The sequence below is a fragment of the Mycobacterium sp. URHB0021 genome (genome assembly GCF_054057895.1).
Genome location: NZ_JBSRZT010000002.1, coordinates 730,691 through 748,231, shown reverse-complemented (window position 1 = coordinate 748,231; position 17,541 = coordinate 730,691). Strand labels below are relative to the sequence as shown.

14 protein-coding genes and 1 pseudogene are annotated in these 17,541 nt (G+C 68.0%); 13 read left to right on the top strand and 2 right to left on the bottom strand.

All coding sequences use genetic code 11. From position 1 onward, the window contains the following. Positions 1 to 155: 155 nt before the first annotated feature. Both hrpA and ACVWWN_RS05745 read right to left on the bottom strand, forming a co-directional pair. Positions 156 to 4,127, bottom strand: coding sequence for an ATP-dependent RNA helicase HrpA (hrpA, locus tag ACVWWN_RS05750; RefSeq protein ID WP_457143037.1), 3,972 nt, complete (start codon positions 4,125 to 4,127; stop codon positions 156 to 158). Between the two features lie 33 nt (positions 4,128 to 4,160). Continuing rightward, positions 4,161 to 5,060 (bottom strand): mycobacterial-type methylenetetrahydrofolate reductase, encoded by a 900-nt coding sequence (locus ACVWWN_RS05745; protein ID WP_457143036.1) that lies wholly within the window; start codon positions 5,058 to 5,060, stop codon positions 4,161 to 4,163. Between the two features lie 236 nt (positions 5,061 to 5,296). Here ACVWWN_RS05745 and ACVWWN_RS05740 point away from each other — a divergent pair, with 236 nt between their 5' ends. The 13 genes and pseudogenes from ACVWWN_RS05740 to ACVWWN_RS05680 form a co-directional block, all read left to right on the top strand. Beyond that, entirely contained in the window at positions 5,297 to 6,724 is a 1,428-nt protein-coding gene (locus ACVWWN_RS05740; protein ID WP_457143035.1) for a WS/DGAT/MGAT family O-acyltransferase, read from the top strand. A gap of 46 nt (positions 6,725 to 6,770) precedes the next feature. Next, positions 6,771 to 7,193, top strand: coding sequence for a nitroreductase family deazaflavin-dependent oxidoreductase (locus ACVWWN_RS05735; RefSeq protein ID WP_457143034.1), 423 nt, complete (start codon positions 6,771 to 6,773; stop codon positions 7,191 to 7,193). 156 nt (positions 7,194 to 7,349) lie between these two features. Beyond that, entirely contained in the window at positions 7,350 to 7,568 is a 219-nt protein-coding gene (locus ACVWWN_RS05730; protein ID WP_457143033.1) for a hypothetical protein, read from the top strand. A gap of 157 nt (positions 7,569 to 7,725) precedes the next feature. After that, positions 7,726 to 8,793 (top strand): cupin domain-containing protein, encoded by a 1,068-nt coding sequence (locus ACVWWN_RS05725; RefSeq protein ID WP_457143032.1) that lies wholly within the window; start codon positions 7,726 to 7,728, stop codon positions 8,791 to 8,793. Further along, positions 8,777 to 9,580 carry an alpha/beta fold hydrolase gene (locus ACVWWN_RS05720; RefSeq protein WP_457143031.1) on the top strand — a complete coding sequence of 268 codons (804 nt, stop codon included), beginning with the start codon at positions 8,777 to 8,779 and terminating at the stop codon, positions 9,578 to 9,580. Before ACVWWN_RS05725 ends, ACVWWN_RS05720 begins: the two co-directional genes overlap by 17 nt. A gap of 2 nt (positions 9,581 to 9,582) precedes the next feature. Further along, complete coding sequence (mdcA, locus tag ACVWWN_RS05715; protein ID WP_457143030.1) at positions 9,583 to 11,220, top strand: malonate decarboxylase subunit alpha; 1,638 nt, start codon at positions 9,583 to 9,585, stop codon at positions 11,218 to 11,220. Between the two features lie 2 nt (positions 11,221 to 11,222). Then, entirely contained in the window at positions 11,223 to 12,074 is an 852-nt protein-coding gene (locus ACVWWN_RS05710) for a triphosphoribosyl-dephospho-CoA synthase (RefSeq protein WP_457149008.1), read from the top strand. Next, a complete protein-coding gene (mdcC, locus tag ACVWWN_RS05705; protein ID WP_457143029.1) occupies positions 12,062 to 12,376 on the top strand; it encodes a malonate decarboxylase acyl carrier protein in 315 nt (104 codons plus the stop codon). Before ACVWWN_RS05710 ends, mdcC begins: the two co-directional genes overlap by 13 nt. Beyond that, a complete protein-coding gene (gene mdcD, locus ACVWWN_RS05700) occupies positions 12,373 to 14,103 on the top strand; it encodes a biotin-independent malonate decarboxylase subunit beta (protein WP_457143028.1) in 1,731 nt (576 codons plus the stop codon). The genes mdcC and mdcD overlap by 4 nt, the downstream gene beginning before the upstream one ends. Continuing rightward, positions 14,100 to 14,723 carry a malonate decarboxylase holo-ACP synthase gene (locus ACVWWN_RS05695; protein WP_457143027.1) on the top strand — a complete coding sequence of 208 codons (624 nt, stop codon included), beginning with the start codon at positions 14,100 to 14,102 and terminating at the stop codon, positions 14,721 to 14,723. The genes mdcD and ACVWWN_RS05695 overlap by 4 nt, the downstream gene beginning before the upstream one ends. Continuing rightward, positions 14,720 to 15,658, top strand: coding sequence for an ACP S-malonyltransferase (locus tag ACVWWN_RS05690; RefSeq protein WP_457143026.1), 939 nt, complete (start codon positions 14,720 to 14,722; stop codon positions 15,656 to 15,658). Before ACVWWN_RS05695 ends, ACVWWN_RS05690 begins: the two co-directional genes overlap by 4 nt. Positions 15,659 to 15,802: 144 nt before the next feature. After that, positions 15,803 to 16,732 carry a histone deacetylase family protein gene (locus tag ACVWWN_RS05685; protein ID WP_457149007.1) on the top strand — a complete coding sequence of 310 codons (930 nt, stop codon included), beginning with the start codon at positions 15,803 to 15,805 and terminating at the stop codon, positions 16,730 to 16,732. Positions 16,733 to 17,075: 343 nt separating this feature from the next. Next, positions 17,076 to 17,530 (top strand): annotated as a pseudogene (locus ACVWWN_RS05680) (short-chain dehydrogenase); the annotation flags it as partial. Positions 17,531 to 17,541 lie beyond the last annotated feature (11 nt).

Below are 17,541 nucleotides of genomic sequence, written 5' to 3'. Positions count from 1 at the left end.
GCAATTAATTCCATTGGCAGTATTTGATAGGCGGGTTGGCAGTAATGGACTGCGCCCCGGCCGCGTACGACCCTCGACGGCGGGGGTCGAGGGTCATGCGGTGTTGGCTGGGCCGCCTTTGGTCCGCAAACGTGACGGCGCTTACGTGACGACGCTCACAGCCGGCCGATGGCGTCGATCGCGCGGTAGATCCGTTGTTCGCTGACGGGCCGGGCGGTGCCGAGTTGTTGCGCCCACAGGCTCACCCGGAGCTCCTCGATGAGGCGCGCCACGTCACGGACGTCGTCGGTGGCGGCGCGGGCGGCCGACAGGGCGCCGACAAGGTCGTCGTAGGCGTCCTCGACCGCGTGCACCCGCAGCATGCGGTCGCGATCGCCGGCCGCGTCGCGTGGCAGGCGGTCGAGGCGCCTGCCGATGGCGGTGAGGTACCGACCGAGGTCGGCCAGGTGCGCGGGCCCGGTGACGGTGACGAATCCGGCCGGCAGCAGCCTGTCGAGCTGCGCGCGGATGTCGGCGACGGCATCGGCCTGCACCGGCGACGGCTTGTCGGGCAGCGCGACCTGTACGTCGTGCAGGGCAGCGAGCACATTTCGGACGCGGCCGACGATGTCCACGGTGACCGCGACCAGATCCTTGGCGACGCGATCACGCAGCACGGTGAAGTCGGCCATGGTCCATACCGGTACGGGAGCCAGGGCAGTCACTGCCGCGTCGGTGCAATCGTCGAGCAGCGCGGCCAGCGATCCGTCCGGGTTGTTTCCCAGTACCAGGCGGGTGCGCGGATCCAACGTCCGCTCGACGTTCTTGACGGGCGACGGCACGGAGATGCGCAGGAGCCGGCGCAGACCCGGCCCCATCGCCGCGGCCTGCTCGGCGGCGGTGGCGAATACGCGCAACTCGACGTCGGTGCCCTTGTCGATCAGCGCCGGGTAGCCGCGCACGGTCCGGCCGTTGTTGATGCTTTCGACGGTGCGTGGCAGCTGGTCGAGATCATCGGGCCAGGCGCGAAGCCCCTTACGTTCCAGTCCGCCGGCGACGGCCGCGGCGACCGCGCGCTGGGCAGGCCCGGCCAGCCGTTGCTGCAGCGCCTCGATGTCCTTGCCTCGGGCGACCTCGGTGCCGTCGGCGGACTCCACGGCGAAGGTCACCCGCAGATGCGGCGGTAGCTTGTCCAGGTCGAAGGCGGTGATCGGCACCAGCACACCTGTGCGCCGGCGCAGTTCGCGTTGCAGGGATTCCAGCAGTGGGCCGGCTCCCGGTTCGAGCGTGGCGAGCACCGCGCGGGCGGTATCCGGGGCGGGAACGAAGTTGCGCCGCAAGTCTTTCGGCAGTGAGCGGATCAGTGCGGTGATGAGCTCCTCGCGCAGCGCGGGGACCTGCCACGCGAAGGCGTCTCCGCCCAGACGGGCCAGCACGTCGACGGGAACGTGTACGGTCACACCGTCATCCTCGGCGCCCGGCTCGAAGCGGTAGGTCAGCGGCAGCGACAGATCTCCCGACGTCCAGGTGTCCGGCCGCTCGGCGGCATTGTCGTCGTCCGTGCGCAACAGGTCCTCACGCGTGAAGGTGAGGAGATCGGGCGTCTTGTGCCGTTGCTTCTTCCACCAGGCGTCGAAGTGCCGTACGGAAACCGCGTCGGCGGGAATCCGCTTGTCGTAGAACGCGTAGACCTCGTCGTCTCCGACGAGCAGATCGCGGCGGCGGGCGCGTTCCTCGATCTCCGCGAGTTCCTCGCGAAGCCGCACGTTGTCACGGAAGAAGTGATGCCGCGTCTGCCAGTCACCCTCGACGAGCGCGTGCCGGATGAACAGTTCCCGCGAGACCTCTGGATCGACCACTGCGTAGCCGACGCGCCGTCGCGGTACGAGGGGAAGCCCGTACAGGGTCACCCGTTCGTAGGCCATCACCGCGCCGCGTTGGGCATCCCAGTGCGGCTCGCTGTGGGTCCGCTGCACGAGATGGCCTGCCACCTGCTCCACCGTCTCGGGTTGGATGCGCGCGGCGATCCGCCCGTAGAGGCGGCTGGTCTCGACGAGTTCGGCGACGACCACCCAGCGCGGCGGACGTTTGGTGAGCACCGAGCCCGGTGCCAGCACGAACCGGGAGTTGCGCGCACCTTGAAACTCTCTGGACTCTCTGGAACCCCTTGACTCCCTGACCTTTTCCTCGCGCATCCCGATGTGCGACAGCAGTCCGGCCAGCAGCGCCGTGTGCACGCGTGCCGGGTCGGCCGGCTCCGCTGCGTCTTTTCCGGACGTCTCCACGATGCCGATATCGCGGGCGATGCTTCGCAGCTGGCCGACCAGGTCCTGCCACTCGCGGATCCGCAGGTAGTGCAGGAACTCCTCGCGGCACATTCGCCGGAAGGCGTTGCCGGAACGCTCGTTCCGCTGTTCCCGCAGATAGCGCCACAGGTTGAGGTAGGACATGAAGTCGGAGTGCTCGTCGGCGAATCGGGCGTGTTTCTGGCGCGCCGCGTCCTCCTTGTCGGCCGGCCGCTCCCGAGGGTCGGGGATCGACAGCGCCGCGGCGAGCACGAGCACCTCGCCAACGCAGCCCTCGGCGTCTGCGGCGAGGATCATCCGGCCCAGCCGCGGGTCGACGGGCAGCCGGGCCAGCCGACGGCCCACCTCGGTGATCGCGCCGTGGGTGTCAAAGGCCCCGAGTTCCTGAAGCACCGCAACACCGTCGCGGATGCTGCGCCGATCCGGCGGATCCAGGAACGGGAACTCCTCGATGTCACCCAGCTGCAGGGCGGCCATCTGCAGGATCACCGCCGCCAGGTTGGTGCGCAGGATCTCGGGGTCGGTGTAGCGCGGGCGCGCCGCGAAGTCCTGCTCCGAGTAGAGGCGGATGCAGACGCCGGGCGCGGTGCGCCCCGAACGCCCGGTCCGCTGCGCCGCGGACGCCTGGGAGATCGGTTCGATCGGCAGCCGCTGCACCTTGGTTCGGCGGCTGAACCGCGAGATGCGTGCGGTACCCGGGTCGACGACGTAGCGGATCCCAGGCACCGTCAGCGAGGTCTCGGCCACGTTGGTGGCCAGCACGATGCGCCGGCCGGTGTGTGGCTGGAACACCCGCTGTTGCTCGGCGGTGGGCAGCCGCGCGTACAGGGGCAGGACTTCGGTGTGCTGGATTGCGCCGCGCAACGCTTCTGCGGTGTCGCGGATCTCGCGTTCACCGGACAGGAACACCAGCACATCGCCGGGGGGTTCATTCTCCAGTTCCAGAACGGCGTCGATGATCGCCTCGGTCTCGTCGCGGATCTCGGTGCGCACGATGTCGTTGTCGGGGTCGTCTGGATCGGAGTCGTCAACAGGTGACGACGACTGGACTTCCAGTGGCCGGTAACGAATTTCGACGGGATACGTCCGCCCCGACACCTCGACGATCGGCGCACCGCCGCTGGATCCATTTTCGGCACGACCGCTGAAGTGCTCGGCGAAGCGTCCGGGTTCGATCGTCGCGGAGGTGACGATCACCTTAAGGTCGGGGCGCCGTGGCAGCAGTTCACGCAGATACCCGAGCAGGAAGTCGATGTTGAGGCTGCGCTCGTGGGCCTCGTCGAGGATCAACGTGTCGTAGCGCAGCAGGCGGCGATCCCGCTGGATCTCGGCGAGAAGTATGCCGTCGGTCATCAGCTTGACGAGCGTGCGGTCACTGGCCTGGTCGGTGAAGCGCACGGTGTAGCCGACGGCCTCCCCCAGCGGCGTGCCGAGTTCGTCGGCGATGCGTTGCGCGACGGTCCGGGCGGCCAGCCGACGGGGCTGCGTATGGCCGATGGTGCCGCGAATGCCCCTGCCGAGTTCGAGGCAGATCTTGGGCAGCTGGGTGGTCTTGCCGGATCCGGTCTCGCCCGCGACGACGACCACCTGGTTGTCGCGGATGGCGTTCGCGATCTCGTCGCGTCGGTCGCTCACCGGCAGACCGGGGTAGGTGATGGTGGGGACGGCGCCGGTGCGGGTCGCGACAAGGGCCTCGGCGGCGTCGATCTGCCCGGCGAGCTTCCTCAATTTCTCGGGGTCGGCCCGTCGCAGGTTTTTGAGGCGACGGCCGAGCCGGGCGGCGTCGCGGATGGTGAGGCCGTCGAGGCGCGCACGCAACTGGGCGACTGACGGGTCGGACACTCGGGCCAGGATAGGCGGCGGGCCCGCGGGCAGTCAGTGGCTGGGGGTTTCCGGCGCCCAGTAGGCAAGCATCTCGGCGAGGGTTTCCAGCGCCGAGGTGTTGGTGCCGTAGGCCGCCTCGTAGTGCACGCTCAGCGGGAAGCCGAGCTCGCCCACGCCGTCTATCACCCGCTTGTACAGGTCGACCAAGAGCTGACGCCGGTTCACGGGCTCGGTTTCGGCCAGTCTCTTGACGAAGGCCTGCTCCTCGGCGACTGCGGCGTTTCCGGGATCCTGGATCAGCCAGCTGATCAGACCCACACGCGTCTCGACCTTGGGCACAAAGCCGAATGACAACAGGATCTCCGGCCGGTGGTCCGTCGTGTCGGCGAACTCCCGCAGGAACCCGACGATCGCATCCGAGTAGAGCAACTGCGTCATGCCGTAGTTGGCGCCCTGGTTGCACTTGAATTCGAACCGGCCCTGTTCGCCTTTGCGGGTCGGAATCAGGATTGCGCCGCGGTTGGCCACCAACTCTTCATACATCTTCAGCGCATCGGTCGGCGCGACGCCCGAACCCTCGCCGTCAGCCATGGTGCGCGGTACGCCGACGAAGGCCATGCCGTCGAACCCGGCGTCACTCAGGTCGGTCAGCCGTTGGCGCAGGGTAGGCTCATCCATGAACGCGGTGACCTGGGTGCACAGGCCGTTCACTCCCGGCAACTCCGGTTTGATGATCCTCCAGAAGTCGAGCACGTCCATCTTCGGCTTCATCTCGAGAGGACGGTCGTCGTCCTCTTCGATCATCCCGGGGATCATCACGTGCCGGATCCGGCCCTCGAGCCCCGCCTCCGCCGCGCAGCGCATGACCTTCTGCGCCTCCTCCAAAGCCCGCTCACGACCGTGGTCCACATTCGGTGGCACGAGCTCGAAAGCGATGGTGTTCAGCGACACGGGGCTGCTCCTGGTTGACGACAAATCCCTGGGCGCGGCGGGACGACAATGACCAGCAATCGCATTTCCCGGGATTTCACCCTACATACGCCACCTGTGGACCCATCCCCCCGGGCCGGTGACCGCGCCCCGCCAGCGAACCCTCAACTGTCTCCGCACCCGTGGCCGGCGGGCGTAACGTAGCGGCGCGGGCGAGCGCCACAACGGACACCGCCGCGCTAGTCACGGGAGATTCATTGAGCGCCGACAGTGTCAGGCTCGGTCTGCAGGATCTGATGTTCGTCTACGGCGAGACCTCGAGTTCGAAGATGCACGTCGGCGGCCTCCTGCCGTTCACGCCGCCGCCGGATGCGCCGCCCGGCTACCTTCGCGACCTTGTCGACGAGGCACGCCGACAAGAGGTCTTTGCGCCGTGGAACCGCAAGCTGGCTCGCCCCCGAGTGCAGTACAGCCCGTTGCACAGTTGGGTCACCGACGAAGACTTCGACTTCGACTATCACGTGCGTCGATCCGCACTGGCCAGTCCCGGCGACGAGCGCGAGCTGGGCATCCTCGTCTCGCGTCTGCACAGCAACCACCTCGACCTGACCCGTCCGCCGTGGGAGATCCACGTGATCGAAGGGCTGGAGGGCGGCCGCTTCGCGCTGTACCTCAAGATCCACCACGCCCTGGTCGATGGGTACAGCGCGATGAGGATGCTCGCCCGCAGCCTGTCGACCGACCCGGAGAGCCGGGACACCCGGATGTTCTTCAATGTGGCTGCGCCCAGGCGCCAACGTCCGCCCGGTCGCGATGATGCGTGGAACCCACTGACCGCGGGCCTGCGCGCCCTCGGCAACCTCGTCGGTGCGCTGGCCGGAGGGGTCAGCTCGACCGTGGACCTGACGAAGGCATTGGTCAACACGCAGATCCGTCGCGACGGCGACTATGCACAGATCGCCGGTTCGGTGCAGGCGCCGCACAGCATTCTCAACGCGCGGATCGGCCGCAACCGGCGCTTCGCCACCCAGCAGTACGAATTGCCCCGGCTCAAGGCGCTGGGATCCCAGCACGGCGCCACGCTCAACGACGTCGCACTGGCCATCATCGGCGGGGGCCTGCGGCGGTTCCTCACGGAGCTGGACGAACTGCCGGATCGATCACTGGTCGCATTCCTGCCCGTCAACGTCCGCCCCAAGGGCGATGAGGGCGGCGGCAACGCCGTGGGGGCGATCCTGGCGGCGATGGGCACCGACATCGACGATCCGATCGAGCGCCTGGCCTCGATCACCGCTTCGACGCGGGCGTCGAAGGCTCAGCTGCAGACCATGTCGACCACTGCGATCCTGGCCTACAGCGCGGCACTGCTGGCACCGGCCGGCGCCCAGATTGCGGGCGCGCTCACCGGCGTCAAGCCACCGTGGCCGTACACCTTCAACTTGTGTGTATCGAATGTGCCGGGCCCGCGGGAAGCGTTGTACTTCAACGGAAGCCGCCTGGAGGCGACGTATCCGGTGTCGATTCCCATGCACGGTATGGCCCTGAACATCACGCTGCAGAGCTATGCCGACACGATGAACTTCGGATTCGTGGGCTGCCGCGACCGGCTGCCGCACCTGCAGCGGTTGGCGGTCTACACCGGCGACGCCTTCGAGGAACTGGAAAAGGCGTCGATCGTCAACTGAAGCCGACACAGGAATAGAGGCGCGGATACGGGCGTTTCCCGTCCACGTGACCGACAACGTCGAGTTGAGCCCCACTGACTGGGTTCGCGAACAGACCGAACGGATTCTCCAGCAAGGTACGACTGATGGCGTCGAGGTCTTGGATCGCCCGGTCGTCCTGTTCACCACCACGGGGGCCAAGTCCGGCAAGCAGCGGTACGTGCCCTTGATGCGAGTGGAGAAGGATGGCCGCTACGCGATGATCGCATCGAAAGGCGGCGATCCTGCTCACCCGTCGTGGTACTTCAACGTGAAGGCCAACCCGGCGGTCACGGTGCAGGACGGCGACAAGGTGGTGGCGCTGACCGCGCGCGAAGTCGAAGGGGCCGAGCGCGAGCAATGGTGGGATCTGGCGGTCGCGGCCTACCCGCCATACGCCGAGTACCAGACCAAGACCACCCGGCAGATCCCGGTCTTCGTTCTCGAATAGGCGCCCGTTCTCCTCTCGAGTAGTCGCTTGCCATCGGGCACCAATCGATCGGATGGTGAAAAACTGCCACGCCTGGTCAACATGCCGCCAACCGGAAACAAACGTGCCTCACCTGCTTGTTTTCACTTAGAGGTCGAAAACATCGGAGGCACCGACATGAAGACGTTCACCCTCGCCGCCCTCGCCGGAAGCGCTTTGGCCACGCTGGCCATCGGACTGGCCGGACCCGCCCTGGCCGACGACGGCGACGGCACCGTGGCGCTCCCGCCCGGTGGCCCGGTCTCCGTCTACCCGCAGGGCGCAGGCGGTACCAACCCGTACATTCCCTACGGCGTCGACCCGTACATCCCCTTCGGGGTCTGGGCGCAGCACTGACTCCTGAACAACAACTTGCCGCCCGACGCCACCGTCGGGCGGCATTTTTGTGTCGGCTTTCCCACGGGTTTCCCGGGTCTGCGCGCCCGGTGTTTGGCTGATTTCCCACCGAAACCTGAGGTGACGGGATTGAATGTCGCCCGGGAAGGAAACGCCGATGACCGCCACCACTCAGAATTCGCCTACCCTGCACGCCATCTCGTTGCTGGACGGCGAGATCGTCGAAGAGAACGATTTCGGCTCGATGCGACGCGTGACGGCCGACCAGCTCCCCATACTGAAGCGCCTGTCGATCAAGCGGGTGGTCATCAACCCGGGCGCCATGCGCACGCCGCACTGGCACGCCAATGCCGACGAGCTCAGCTACTGCGTATCGGGGACATCGCTGGTGTCCGTGCTCGATGACGGCAGCAGCTTCACCAGCTTCATCGTCACGGCCGGCCAGATGTTCCACGTCGACTCCGGCGCTCTGCACCACATCGAGAACATCGGCGAGGACGTCGCGGAGTTCATCATCACCTTCAGCAGCGAGCGCCCCGAAGACTTCGGCCTCGGCGCCACATTCGGCGCCTTCACCGACGCCGTACTGGGCAACACCTATGACCTGCCCGCCTCCGACTTCGCCAAGATCCACCGCGACACCACCGACCGCAAGCTGGTTGCCCGGATCGGCGACCCCGAGATCCCGGCGTCGGCGTACTTCAAGGACCCGCACAAGTTCGATCTCGAAGCCCAGACCCCTCCGCTGAATTACGCCACGGGTCAGGCGCGATTCGCCAGGGACCAGTACTGGCCCGCGCTCAAGAACCTGTCGATGTATTCGTTGCGCGTTGCGGACGACGGGATGCGCGAACCACACTGGCATCCCGTCACCGCCGAGATGGGCTACGTCCAGCATGGAACCGCGCGAATGACCGTGATGAATCCCGATGGCACCCTTGATACCTGGCGTCTACACGCCGGCGACGCCTATTTCGTCCCGCGCGCCTATCCGCACCACATCGAGAACATCGGAAGCGACGGCTGGCACTTCCTGATCTTCTTCGACCAGCCGTTCCCGGCCGACATCGGTTACCGCGCCGCGGCCAGCGCCTACTCCCGCGAAGTCCTTGCGGCCGTGTTCAACACCCACATCGACGACGTGCCGAACTTCCCGTTCACCGCCGCGGACCCGCTGGTCGTCGGACGCTCCAACCCGGTCGACGACCGTGCCGTCGGCGAGTAGGGCCCTCGCGGTCGGCTTGGTCACCGGCGCCCTGGGCCTGTCCGTGCCGCCGGCCGACGCCGAACCGTTGCGCCCGACAGTCGTGCTGGTGCACGGAGCGTGGGCGGACGCCTCGAGCTGGGACGGTGAAGTCGAGGCGTTGACACGACAGGGTTATGACGTCCGCGCGATCGCCAACCCGTTGGAGAATCTGACCAGCGACGCGGCCTCGGTTGCCACGTTCCTGGGATCACTGTCGGGCCCTATCGTGCTGGTCGGCCACTCCTACGGAGGCTCGGTGATCACCGAGGCCGCCGCGGACAACCCCGAGGTGAAGGCGCTGGTCTACGTCGACGCGGCCGCTCCCGACGTCGGGGAGACGAACGGCTCGCTCTCAGGTGCGGACTCGGTGCTCAAGCAGATGCCCGAGGCCGAGCTGTTCGACAAGTTGCCCATCCCGGGCGCTCCCGCGGGGACGTTCGATCTTTACCTCAAGCGCGACATCTTCGTTCACCACTTCGGAAACGACCTGCCGGCGGAGACGGCGAACCGATTGTGGGCCACCCAGCGCACGGCCTCCACCGCCGCGTTCGACACCCCCGCGACACAGGCCGGCTGGAAGACCATTCCGTCGTGGTACTTCATCAGCAGCGGCGACCAGATCATCACGCCCACTTCCGAATACGCCATGGCAGCCCGGGCGCGCTCCCAGGTCACCACGTTCGACGGCGGGTCCCACCTCACGCTGATCTCCCATCCCGAAGCGGTCACCGCGGTGATCGAGTCGGCGATCGCCTCGGTACGCTGACCATGGTGTGGGACACCAGGCGCCGCGCCAAGGCCGAACGACTCGGCACCGTGAGTTCCTACGCCGACGGCAAGGTTGTCGATCCTGGGCATCTGAAAGACCTGCTGCACAACGTGATCCGGCCCGGTGACCGGGTGGCGCTCGAGGGTGACAACCAGAAGCAGGCGGACTTCCTGTCCCGCACACTGGCCGATTGCGACCCGGCCCGGCTCCACGACCTGCACATGCTGATCTCCTCGGTATCGCGGCCCGAGCACCTCGACCTGTTCGAACGCGGCATCGCTGCCACTCTCGATCTGGCGTATGCGGGTCCGCAGAGTGTTCGCATCGCCCAGATGGTCGAGGACGGCACGGTACGCATCGGAGCGATCCACACCTACGTCGAGCTCTACGCGCGGATGTTCACCGACCTCGCGCCGGATGTGGTCCTGCTGTGCGCGGCCGGCGGTGACCGCGACGGCAACCTGTACACGGGACCGAACACCGAGGACACCCCGACGATCGCCGAAGCCGCGGCGTTTCACGACGGCGTGGTGGTGGTTCAGGTCGACGAGCTGGTCGAGAGCTCCAGGGACCTACCCCGCGTGGACATCCCCGGGGACTGGGTCGACTTCGTGGTGGTCGCCGACCGCCCGTTTGCGCTGGAGCCGTTGTTCACCCGCGACCCCCGCCACATCGGTGATGTGGAGATCCTCAAGGCGATGGTCGCCATCCGCGGCGTCTACGAACGCCATCGGGTGGTATCGCTCAATCACGGCGTCGGTTTCGACACGGCGGCCATCGAACTGCTGCTGCCAACCTACGGCGAGCGGCTCGGGCTCAAGGGCACCATCGCCAGACACTGGGTGCTCAACCCGCACCCGACTCTGATTCCGGCCATCGAATCCGGTTGGGTCTCTTCGATTCACAGCTTCGGCGGTGAAGCGGGCATGGTGCGCTACACCTCGGCACGGCCCGACGTGTTCTTCATCGGCGCCGACGGCTCACTGCGGTCCAACCGCGTGCTGGCCCAGCTGGCCGGCCAGTACGCGGTCGACATGTTCATCGGGTCGTCGCTGCAGATCGACTGCGACGCCAACTCATCCACCGTCACCGACGGGCGGCTGTCGGGCTTCGGCGGCGCACCCAACATGGGCCACGACCCTCACGGCCGCAGGCACGCCTCGGCGGCCTGGCTCGAATTGGCCCACGGCGCGGGCGCCGCGCGCAGGGGCCGAAAGCTCGTCGTCCAGATGGCGCAGACGTTCCGCACCGCGGGGGTGCCGACGTTCGTCGAGACGCTCGACGCCGTGGATGTCGGTCGCCAGGCGGGGATGCCGTTGCCGCCGGTGATGATCTACGGCGACGACGTCTCCCATGTCGTCACGGAGGAGGGGGTCGCCTACCTGTACAAGGCGCAGTCGCTGGCCGACCGAAGGGCGGCGCTCGCGGCGATCGCCGGAGTGACCCCGGTGGGACGCACCGCTGATGCGCGGCGCACCGAGGAACTGCGCCGCGATGGCCTGGTCGCCTTCCCCGAAGACCTCGGCGTCGAGACCCGATTGGCCAACCGCTCACTGCTGGCAGCCCGCAGCATCGACGACCTGGTGGCCTGGTCCGGCGGACTGTACGACCCGCCGGCACAATTCCGGGACTGGTGACCATGCCCGCCACGCTGGCCACTGGGCTGGCCGCCTGCGAGATCGCGGACATCGCCGTGGCGGCACTGCACGACGAGGCCGACCTCACGCCCAAACCCGGTCTCGTCGATCGCCGCGGCGGCGGTGCCCACGATGACATGACCCGCGACATGCTGCACGCCTCCGCGGATGCCCTGCATCACGCCTTCGCTGAATGTGCGAGTGCAGCAAACGAAGTGGCCATCGGCACACCGCTTCGCGCGCGCATCGGTGTGATCGGCCGGGCCGGTGAGCGTGCCATGCTCATGGCCACCGGCGGTGTCAACACCCACCGGGGGGCCCTCTGGGCGCTCGGATTACTCAGTGCCGCAGCAGGTTCGGGCACGATCGGCACAGAAGAGACGGTGACGTTCGCGGCACGGCTCGCCCGTCTCGACGATCCGGCACAGCGCGAACTCACCGGCACGCCCTCACCCGGCGCCCGCGCCCGTCGTCGCTACCGTGCGTGCGGGGCCCCCGGCCAGGCACAGGCGGGCTTTCCGCATGTTCTGCGCCACGCCCTGCCCGCACTGAGGGCACATCCCGAACCGGTGTCGGCGCGCCTGCACGCCCTGGTGGCGCTGATGGCCCACCTCGACGACACCTGCCTGCTGAACCGGGGCGGCGCCGACGGTCTGGCCGCCGTTCAGACCGCGGCCCGCGCCGTGCTGACCGCCGGCGGCCTGCACACAGCCGAGGGCAGACGGTGCTTCGCCCGGCTGGACCGGCTCTGCACCACGCGGCGGCTGTCGCCCGGCGGTGCCGGGGATCTGCTTGCCGCCGCGCTGTTCCTCGAATCAGTCGACCCTGGGAGCGCCCCGCCATGCAAACTCTGACTTACAGCTTTCCCGCCCGCCGCCCCGTCTCCCGGGCCGTACACATCGGGGTCGTCGGATCCGGTGATCTGGAGATCCTTCTCGAGCCACCGGATGCCACCCACGCCGCCAACAGCGCATCGGTGCGGGTCCGCACCAGCGTCGTCGGATTCGACACGGTATGGCACGACGTGCTGCACCGATTCTTCACCCACACACCACTAGCGGGACGTTGGGAACTCAACGACTTCGGCGCCACCCCGGGCGTCGTGACGTTGCGTCTGCGCCAGGCGGCCGAGTCTGCCGAGGACGACAACGGATGACCAGCGCAACCGACGATCCGCGCGCGGACGGCAGCTGGGAACAACTCCTCGCCGAGCGCAGCTTCATCGAACTCGACGCCCTGGCCCGGGCCGCCGCACTCGTGGACCGCGGCGCGGTGCGCGTCCTCGCCGGTCCCTTCGACCGCATTGAATCGCCCTGGCTGGAACCGCAGGGCATCACCCCTCAGTCCGACGACGGCACCGTCATCGCGCTCGGCGAGATCGGCGGTGCCCCCGTCGTGATCGCAGCGGTCGAGCAGCGCTTCCAGGGCGGCGGCACCGGTGAAGTGTCCGGGGCCAAGATTGCGCAGGCGCTGACGCTGGCTGCCGCCGACTCGCGGGCGGGGCGCCCGACCGCCGCCGTGATCCTGTTCGAGACCGGCGGCGTCCGACTCCAGGAGGCCAATCTAGGTCTCAATGCCGTCGCCGAAGTGTGTTCGGCGTTACTGGATCTGCGCCCCCTGGCGCCGGTCGTCGGCGTGATCGCCGGCACCGTCGGATCATTCGGCGGAATGAGCATAGCCGCGGGACTCTGCACGAGCCTGATCGTCACACCGCAGGGCCGGCTCGGACTCAACGGTCCGGCGGTCATCGAACAGGAGGCCGGAATCGATGAGTTCGACTCGAGTGACCACGCCCTGATCTGGGCGGTCAACGGCGGACGGCAACGCCACGCCACCGGCCTCGCCGACGTCCTGGTCCCCGACGACACCGACCGTATCCGCGCGGCCGTCACCGACGCGATCGGCGCGGGCGCCGCGCCGACGGACCCGTTCCGCAGCCGACGACTCGACGTTCTCGGCAGCCGGTTGGCCGCGGTCGACCCCGCGCGACCACCCGCGCCGACCGAGCTGCCGCAACTGTTCGGCCCCACCTACGCGCCACTACCTGCTCGGCCCACCGCCTCACCCCCGCCCGCGACTGGGCCCGGACCGCCGTCGCGAGGCCGGGCCTGGCTGAGCGCGCTTGCCGACGGTGCCGTCGACGCCGTGATCCCCTCTGTCCTCCGAGTGCTCACCGACACAACGCTTTACCTGGCCGTCGTGCCCGACCCGGTCAACCCGTACCACCGGGCCCGCGAAGGTCAGGTCGGGTTGACCGAGTCGCTGGCGCTGGCGCGTGCCGTCACCGAGTTGACCGACGCCGACCGCGCCGCCGAGGTCAAGAGGGCGATCGTCGCCGTGGTCGACCTGCCCAGCCAGGCCTACGGTCGGCTCGAGGAGATGGTCGGCCTGCATCAGGCGATGGCCGCTGCGGTCGACGCCTACCACTGCGCCAGGACCAGCGGGCACCCCGTCGTCGCGCTGGTCGTCGGGTCGGCCCTTTCGGGCGGATTCCTCACTCACGGGCTTCAGGCCAATAAGATTCTGGCTCTTGACGATCCGGGGGTGGAGATCCATGCGATGCATCGGGCAGCGGCGGCCAGGATCACACTGCGCACCGTCGAGGAACTCGACGAGCTGGCCAAGACCATCAAGCCGTTGAGCTACCACGTCGAGGACTGGGCGACGCTGGGCCTCTGCGACGGGCTGCTGTCGGTGGAGGACGCCGACTTCCCCACTCCGGCCGACATCGCCACCGTGGGCAGCGCACTCGCTGCCGCTGTCGAACGTGGCCGCAGTGGGCCGACCGATCTGTCCAACCGACTGGATTCGTCCGGGGCGGTGCACTCACGGCATGCGTCGCGCGCGGTCCGGGAAGTGCTGACCCGCCAGTGGCACGAATGAGCAACCGGCGCAAGCCCCGCCCCCACGATCTGCTGCGGCTCCACGGGGGGGTGCACGTCACCGACGCGCCGCCGTGGGCCCGGATCGCGCTCGCGCAGACACCGTGGGTGGTGGTGCGCCGCGCTGTGGCGCCCGAGGGCTCGATCGCTGTCGGTGTCCGCGGGCCGGCGCGATCACAGCGCTGGGCGACGACGATTCACCGGTGCGCCGCCACGCAGGTGATGACGCCGGAATCGTTGTGCGATGTGCGTCCTGCCGCGCCCGCCGACCGGCCGGCATTGCGTGCGCTGACGGATCTGCGGTCCGCCCTCGACGAGACGGGGCTGATGTGGGGTCCTGCCGGCAGTGTCGGATTCGAGCTGTGCACCGGCGCTGCTACGGTGACCGCGACCAGCGACCTGGACCTCGTGATACGTGCCGGCAATGTGAATCCGTCGGTGATACATCGGCTTTCGGTGCTGCACGGCCTCCTGTCGAGCGCGTGCTCACGGGTCGATTGCCAGGTCGAGACGCCGTTGGGTGCAGTTGCACTCGCCGAGCTGGCGACCGAACCGCCGCAGCTCCTGGTCCGCGACTTCACCGGTCCGCGCCTGGTGTCCACCGCACACCTGGTGCGATGAGCCTGGCGCTGCTGTTTCCGGGCCAGGGCGCCCAACAGCCGGGCATGCTCCGCGCTCTGCCCGACACCACCGGCGCCCGGGCCGTCGTCGCCGAATCTCGCAGTGTCTGTGGCGAACTTGGGCTCCCTGACGATCTGGATCGCCCGGACCGCTTGCATGACACCGTCGCCACTCAGGTCAGCCTGGTGATCGCCGGGGTCGGCTGGGCGCAGGCCCTGATCGCCGATTCGCGCCTGACGCCGCGCGTGGTCGCCGGCCACTCCGTCGGCGCGTTCGCGTCGGCGGTCGCGGCGGGGGTGCTGACGCTGCGGGAAGCGTTGGTGGCGGCGCATCTCCGTGGCGAATCGATGCGCGCCGCCTGCTCGGGCGGCGACTGGGGAATGGCCGCCCTCACCGGCGTGCCGACCCGCGCGGTGCAGCAACTCGTCGAGCGGATCGGCACACCGGAAGAGCCGCTGTGGATCGCCAACCTCAACAGCGCCACCCAGACGGTGCTCGGCGGCACGGCCACGGCCTTGAATGCCGCTCACGACGCGGCGCGCCTCACCGGCGCGGCAGCGTTCGAAAGACTCGACATCGCGGTGGCCTCTCACGGGCCGGTGCAGGGCGAAACGGCGAGTGCTCTCCGCGCCCATCTGGCCGCGCTGCCGCTGCGCACCCCGACGGCACGCTACGTCACCAACACCGGGGGCCGGGTCGTCGGAACGGCCCAAGCGATCCTCACCGACCTCGCCGACTCCGTCGCCCACCCGGTGCGCTGGTATGACGGTGTCAGGCTGATGGCAGAGCTCGGTGTCACGTGTTCGATCGAGACGGCGCCCGGCCACACACTGACCCGGTTGGTGCGAGCCGGCGCCCCCGACGTCACCGCCCTGTCGATCAGCGACGAGGGGATGACCGCCGTCGCTGCACGCGCGCACCGCCTGACGGGGTAGCTCGGCTGGGCTTCGTGAACTGCGAAACGCGCGGTTCGATCTGCCCTGACCGATTCCGCTGTCTTTCCCGCGTCAGTTACTTCCGATACGGTGGTCGCATACAGTATCCGCCGAGTTCTCGACCTGGAAGAGAGCCACCCCGCCTTGGCCACTCTGCTTCTGCACCATGCCAGCTTCGCCAACCACGCGACCGCACCCGGCCATCCGGAGCGCCCCGATCGCTACCGCGTCGTGGAGGCCGCACTCGGCGAACCGCAGTTCGATGACTTGAAGCGCGAAGAGGCCGAAATCGCCGAGCTCGATGTGACGCGCTACGTCCACTCCAACCGCTATGTGGATGGGCTCGAAGAATCGCGGCCCGACGATGGCTACGTCTATCTCGACGGCGGTGACACCATGATGGAGCCCTCCACGTGGGAGGTCGTCCTGCGCGGCGTCGGTGGCACGCTGCAGGCAGTCGACAAGGTTCTCAGCGGCGAGGTGCAGAACGCGTTCGTCGCGTGCCGCCCGCCCGGCCATCACGCCGAAACCGAACGGGCCATGGGGTTCTGCCTGTTCAACAACATCAGCATCGGCGCGCGCCATGCCCAGAAGAAGCACGGGCTGACGCGCGTGGCGATCGTCGATTTCGACGTGCACCACGGCAACGGCACGCAGGAGATCTTCTACTCCGACCCGAGCGTGCTCTACGCGTCGACGCATCAGATGCCACTGTTTCCCGGCACGGGTGCGACACGCGAGACAGGTGTGGGGAACATCTTCAACTCGCCCCTGGCCGCCGGTGACGGCGGCAGGGAACTGCGCGAAGCCTTCGAAGAGCGAATTCTGCCCGCGCTGGACACGTTCCGGCCCGAACTCATCATCGTCTCGGCCGGTTTCGATGCCCACGAACGCGACCCGCTCGGTTCACTGCGGATGACGGCCGCCGACTTTCGAGGTATCACCCGTGAACTGATGAGGTCCGCCGAGAAGAACTGTCAGGGCCGGCTGGTGGCGGTCCTCGAGGGTGGCTACGACCTGCAGGGTCTGTCGGAGTCGGTGACCGCCCACGTCGGCGAACTCATGACGGGCTGAGGCTAACCGGCCCAACCGGGGTTGAGCGCGGCGATGGCGTCCAGGTTCTCCTCGGCCCAGGTGCGCAGCAGGCCGAGCGGAACCGCGGCGCTGATACCGAGGTCCCGCCGGCATCACAAAGCCGGTTGGTGACCGGCTCCACGAGATCCACGATCAGACGCTGCGCGTGGACTCTGGCACGTGGGCTGGTCGTGGCCAGCTTCAAGAACGCCTCCTTTTCGCCCACCGACAGATCGCAGCTGTCGGTGAAGACGGCGCGGAAGGCCTCTAGTGGATCAGTGATGTCGCCGACGGACGCGGAACCGTCGCGCACCGCAGAGATGAGGTCGTCGAGGACGGCTTCGACGCCGGCGTGATGGGCGGGCCGCGGTCGACGACCGTCGATGGATTCGAATGCATCTTGGCATAAATCGTTTGGGGCACTTCGCGTTGACCGGGCGTCTCCTTGGCCACCTGTCGGCCGCACCGAACTCGCGGATCGTCACGCTGAGCAGCGCCGCGCACCGGTTGCGCGCCCACATTGATTTCGGCGACCTCCAGAGCCGGCGCAGGTACCGCGCCAACAACGCGTACGCACAATCGAAGTTGGCCAATCTGTTGTTCACTTATGAACTTCCACGCCGATTGGACGTCGGTCGCTGTTCGACGATGGCGGTCGCCGCCCATCCCGGTGGCACCCGCACCGACCTGAGCCGGCACTCTTCGGCGCCGATGAAACTGTTCAACTGGTTGCTTCAGAGCCCAGCGATGGGCGCGCTGCCGACGCTGCGGGCGGCCACCGATCCGACGGTAAACGGCAAGGCCAGTAC

What these genes read in the sequence shown, in the direction of transcription:
- ACVWWN_RS05690 (WP_457143026.1), top strand. Translation starts at nt 14,720, where the DNA reads ATGAGCCTGGCGCTGCTGTTTCCGGGCCAGGGCGCCCAACAGCCGGGC.
- ACVWWN_RS05710 (WP_457149008.1), top strand. Translation starts at nt 11,223, where the DNA reads ATGCCCGCCACGCTGGCCACTGGGCTGGCCGCCTGCGAGATCGCGGAC.
- ACVWWN_RS05725 (WP_457143032.1), top strand. Translation starts at nt 7,726, where the DNA reads ATGACCGCCACCACTCAGAATTCGCCTACCCTGCACGCCATCTCGTTG.
- mdcA (WP_457143030.1), top strand. Translation starts at nt 9,583, where the DNA reads ATGGTGTGGGACACCAGGCGCCGCGCCAAGGCCGAACGACTCGGCACC.
- mdcC (WP_457143029.1), top strand. Translation starts at nt 12,062, where the DNA reads ATGCAAACTCTGACTTACAGCTTTCCCGCCCGCCGCCCCGTCTCCCGG.
- ACVWWN_RS05695 (WP_457143027.1), top strand. Translation starts at nt 14,100, where the DNA reads ATGAGCAACCGGCGCAAGCCCCGCCCCCACGATCTGCTGCGGCTCCAC.
- ACVWWN_RS05730 (WP_457143033.1), top strand. Translation starts at nt 7,350, where the DNA reads ATGAAGACGTTCACCCTCGCCGCCCTCGCCGGAAGCGCTTTGGCCACG.
- mdcD (WP_457143028.1), top strand. Translation starts at nt 12,373, where the DNA reads ATGACCAGCGCAACCGACGATCCGCGCGCGGACGGCAGCTGGGAACAA.